Source organism: Sphingopyxis sp. (assembly GCF_019459305.1).
Classification (GTDB): Bacteria; Pseudomonadota; Alphaproteobacteria; order Sphingomonadales; family Sphingomonadaceae; genus Sphingopyxis.
This window is the reverse complement of sequence record NZ_JAIBES010000067.1, coordinates 1-4,250: the sequence shown is the minus strand read 5'-3', so window position 1 is coordinate 4,250 and position 4,250 is coordinate 1. Positions and strand designations below refer to the sequence as shown.

The following is a 4,250-nucleotide window of genomic DNA, read 5'->3' as shown; positions in this document are numbered from 1 at the left end:
TGTCAGGCGACATGTAAAACTGGTCCGGTAGCGACATGTAGAACTGGTCCCCCCATTTAGCTGAGGAGGGACTGATGGACGTCGATACCCGTACGAAGATTTCCGCGACAATGACGCGGAGAGAAGCGATGCTCGAGCCGGACGAGGTGACTGTGATGCTGCGGCTGAAGAAGCTGGGGTGGGGCACGAGACGGATAGCGCTGGAGCTTGGATGTTCGCGCACGACGGTGCAGCGTTACATCGAGGCTGGGGGCTGGCGGTCATACCGCCGGGCCCGCAGGAAGACGTTGCTTTCGGAGTATGGCGAGTGGCTGCGCGAGCGGTTTTTCCGTCATGGCGGCAACGCGGATGTCGTTCGCCAGGACCTTCAGCGAGAGGTCGGCGTGGCCGTCAGCCTTCGCACGGTTGAACGCGCTGTGTCAGGCTTTCGCCAGCAGCTTGCGGCTGAAGCGCGCGCGACGACGCGCTTTGAGACGCCCCCCGGGCAGCAACTGCAGATCGACTTTGGCGAGAAGGCGATGATGATCGGCGGCGAGAAGGTGCGCGTCTATGTGTTCGTTGCAACGCTCGGCTACTCGCGCAGGCCCTTTACGACGGCGTTTCGTCATCAGCGCCAGTCGGCCTGGTTCGACGGCATGGAAGCCGCCTTCCGGCATTTTGGCGGTGTGACCGAAGACGTTCTCCTCGACAATGCTGCCGCGCTCATAAAGCACCATGATGCAGTCACCCGCGAGGTCGTGCTCAATGACCGGCTGCACGCCTTTGCGCGTTACTGGGGTTTTCGTCCGCGCGCCTGCGCGCCTTACCGGGCACGGACCAAGGGCAAGGATGAGCGCGGCGTCGGATATGTGAAGCACAATGCGCTGGCTGGACACGACTTCGCGAGCATGGAAGCCCTCGAGCTACACCTGGCATGGTGGATGCGCGAGGTTGCCGATATCCGGTGCCACGGGACGACGGGCGAGCCGCCGCTCGAGCGCTTTGTGCGCGATGAGGCGACAAAGCTCAGGCCGATCAACGGTCGGCCGCCATTCCGGCAGATCCGCGAGCTTGTTCGCAAGGTTCATAGCGATTGTGCCGTCGAGGTCGACACCAACGCCTATTCGGTTCCCTGGCGGCTCATCGGTGAGACGGTCGAGGTGACGATCAGCGGCGCCCAGTTGCGCATCTTCCATGCCGGCAAGCTCGTCGCCGCGCATGCTGAGGCGCAAGGACGTCATCGCCGCCTGACCGATCCGGCCCATTTTGTGGGCGTCACCGGCTTCGGCGGCCCAGCTCGCGGGCGGCTACCCGTCATTGACGCGCCCGCACCGGCGCACCCCGAGCTGCTGCGTCCGCTCGCCGAGTATGAGCAACTGGCAGGAGGACAATGGTGAGCGCGGTTGATCACGACACGCTGGTTGGCTGGCTGACCCGGCTCAAGCTCACCGCCATCCGCGACCAGCTGGACAGCCTGCTCGACGAGGCAGCGCGCAGCGATCTGACAATGCGTGAGACGGTCGCCTTGCTGTGCGAGCGCGAGATCGCAAGGAAAGATGAGCGGCGCATCATCATGGCGTTGAAGATCGCCCATTTTCCGCATGCGCGCGATCTTGAGGGATTCGACTTCGAGGCCCAGCCCAGCATCGATCCTCAACAGATCCGCGAACTTGCTACCGCGCGCTGGGTCGCACACGGCGATGCGCTGCTGCTGCTTGGACCGCCCGGTGTCGGTAAATCGCATCTGGCGATCGCGCTCGGCCGCGAAGTGATCCGGCAAAACTACACCGTGCTGTTCACCACGGCTCAGTCCCTGGTCGCATCACTGGTGAAGGCGCACAGTGAAGGCCGCCTCGAAGAACGACTGGCCTTTCTGGCCAAGCCAAAGCTGCTCATCGTCGATGAACTGGGATATCTCCCCTTCGATCCGAACGCCGCCCACCTGTTCTTCCAGCTGGTATCGCGACGATACGAGCGAGGCGCCATGCTGATCACCTCCAACCGGAGTGTGGGGGAATGGGGAAGCGTCTTTGGAGATCCTGTCGTTGCCACGGCCATTCTGGACCGGCTGCTTCACCACAGCCACGTCATCACCATCCGCGGCGACAGCTACAGACTACGCGAAAAGCGTCGGAGTGGCCTTTTGCAAAAGGCCACTCCGACGCTTTTCGCGTAGTCTGTAGCTGTCGCCGCGGATGGTGATGACGTGGCTGTGGTGAAGCAGCCGGTCCAGAATGGCCGTGGCAACGACAGGATCTCCAAAGACGCTTCCCCATTCCCCCACACTCCGGTTGGAGGTGATCAGCATGGCGCCTCGCTCGTATCGTCGCGATACCAGCTGGAAGAACAGGTGGGCGGCGTTCGGATCGAAGGGGAGATATCCCAGTTCATCGACGATGAGCAGCTTTGGCTTGGCCAGAAAGGCCAGTCGTTCTTCGAGGCGGCCTTCACTGTGCGCCTTCACCAGTGATGCGACCAGGGACTGAGCCGTGGTGAACAGCACGGTGTAGTTTTGCCGGATCACTTCGCGGCCGAGCGCGATCGCCAGATGCGATTTACCGACACCGGGCGGTCCAAGCAGCAGCAGCGCATCGCCGTGTGCGACCCAGCGCGCGGTAGCAAGTTCGCGGATCTGTTGAGGATCGATGCTGGGCTGGGCCTCGAAGTCGAATCCCTCAAGATCGCGCGCATGCGGAAAATGGGCGATCTTCAACGCCATGATGATGCGCCGCTCATCTTTCCTTGCGATCTCGCGCTCGCACAGCAAGGCGACCGTCTCACGCATTGTCAGATCGCTGCGCGCTGCCTCGTCGAGCAGGCTGTCCAGCTGGTCGCGGATGGCGGTGAGCTTGAGCCGGGTCAGCCAGCCAACCAGCGTGTCGTGATCAACCGCGCTCACCATTGTCCTCCTGCCAGTTGCTCATACTCGGCGAGCGGACGCAGCAGCTCGGGGTGCGCCGGTGCGGGCGCGTCAATGACGGGTAGCCGCCCGCGAGCTGGGCCGCCGAAGCCGGTGACGCCCACAAAATGGGCCGGATCGGTCAGGCGGCGATGACGTCCTTGCGCCTCAGCATGCGCGGCGACGAGCTTGCCGGCATGGAAGATGCGCAACTGGGCGCCGCTGATCGTCACCTCGACCGTCTCACCGATGAGCCGCCAGGGAACCGAATAGGCGTTGGTGTCGACCTCGACGGCACAATCGCTATGAACCTTGCGAACAAGCTCGCGGATCTGCCGGAATGGCGGCCGACCGTTGATCGGCCTGAGCTTTGTCGCCTCATCGCGCACAAAGCGCTCGAGCGGCGGCTCGCCCGTCGTCCCGTGGCACCGGATATCGGCAACCTCGCGCATCCACCATGCCAGGTGTAGCTCGAGGGCTTCCATGCTCGCGAAGTCGTGTCCAGCCAGCGCATTGTGCTTCACATATCCGACGCCGCGCTCATCCTTGCCCTTGGTCCGTGCCCGGTAAGGCGCGCAGGCGCGCGGACGAAAACCCCAGTAACGCGCAAAGGCGTGCAGCCGGTCATTGAGCACGACCTCGCGGGTGACTGCATCATGGTGCTTTATGAGCGCGGCAGCATTGTCGAGGAGAACGTCTTCGGTCACACCGCCAAAATGCCGGAAGGCGGCTTCCATGCCGTCGAACCAGGCCGACTGGCGCTGATGACGAAACGCCGTCGTAAAGGGCCTGCGCGAGTAGCCGAGCGTTGCAACGAACACATAGACGCGCACCTTCTCGCCGCCGATCATCATCGCCTTCTCGCCAAAGTCGATCTGCAGTTGCTGCCCGGGGGGCGTCTCAAAGCGCGTCGTCGCGCGCGCTTCAGCCGCAAGCTGCTGGCGAAAGCCTGACACAGCGCGTTCAACCGTGCGAAGGCTGACGGCCACGCCGACCTCTCGCTGAAGGTCCTGGCGAACGACATCCGCGTTGCCGCCATGACGGAAAAACCGCTCGCGCAGCCACTCGCCATACTCCGAAAGCAACGTCTTCCTGCGGGCCCGGCGGTATGACCGCCAGCCCCCAGCCTCGATGTAACGCTGCACCGTCGTGCGCGAACATCCAAGCTCCAGCGCTATCCGTCTCGTGCCCCACCCCAGCTTCTTCAGCCGCAGCATCACAGTCACCTCGTCCGGCTCGAGCATCGCTTCTCTCCGCGTCATTGTCGCGGAAATCTTCGTACGGGTATCGACGTCCATCAGTCCCTCCTCAGCTAAATGGGGGGACCAGTTCTACATGTCGCTACCGGACCAGTTTTACATGTCGCCTGACA

Annotated in this window: 4 protein-coding genes; 2 read left to right on the top strand and 2 right to left on the bottom strand. The window is 63.1% G+C overall.

Translation table 11 applies throughout. From position 1 onward, the window contains the following. The first annotated feature begins 74 nt into the window (after positions 1-74). Positions 75-1,376, top strand: a complete 1,302-nt coding sequence (gene istA, locus K0M74_RS07695; protein WP_293970067.1) for an IS21 family transposase — start codon at positions 75-77, stop codon at positions 1,374-1,376. Beyond that, positions 1,373-2,155, top strand: coding sequence for an IS21-like element helper ATPase IstB (istB, locus tag K0M74_RS07700; protein WP_293970070.1), 783 nt, complete (start codon positions 1,373-1,375; stop codon positions 2,153-2,155). The genes istA (K0M74_RS07695) and istB (K0M74_RS07700) overlap by 4 nt, the downstream gene beginning before the upstream one ends. On the opposite strand, the gene istB (K0M74_RS07705) is transcribed toward istB (K0M74_RS07700), so the two are convergent. Together istB (K0M74_RS07705) and istA (K0M74_RS07710) are read right to left on the bottom strand one after the other, a co-directional pair. Next, entirely contained in the window at positions 2,096-2,878 is a 783-nt protein-coding gene (gene istB / locus K0M74_RS07705; protein WP_293970070.1) for an IS21-like element helper ATPase IstB, read from the bottom strand. The genes istB (K0M74_RS07700) and istB (K0M74_RS07705) overlap by 60 nt on opposite strands. Next, complete coding sequence (istA, locus tag K0M74_RS07710) at positions 2,875-4,176, bottom strand: IS21 family transposase (RefSeq protein WP_293970067.1); 1,302 nt, start codon at positions 4,174-4,176, stop codon at positions 2,875-2,877. The genes istB (K0M74_RS07705) and istA (K0M74_RS07710) overlap by 4 nt, the downstream gene beginning before the upstream one ends. Positions 4,177-4,250: the final 74 nt, after the last annotated feature.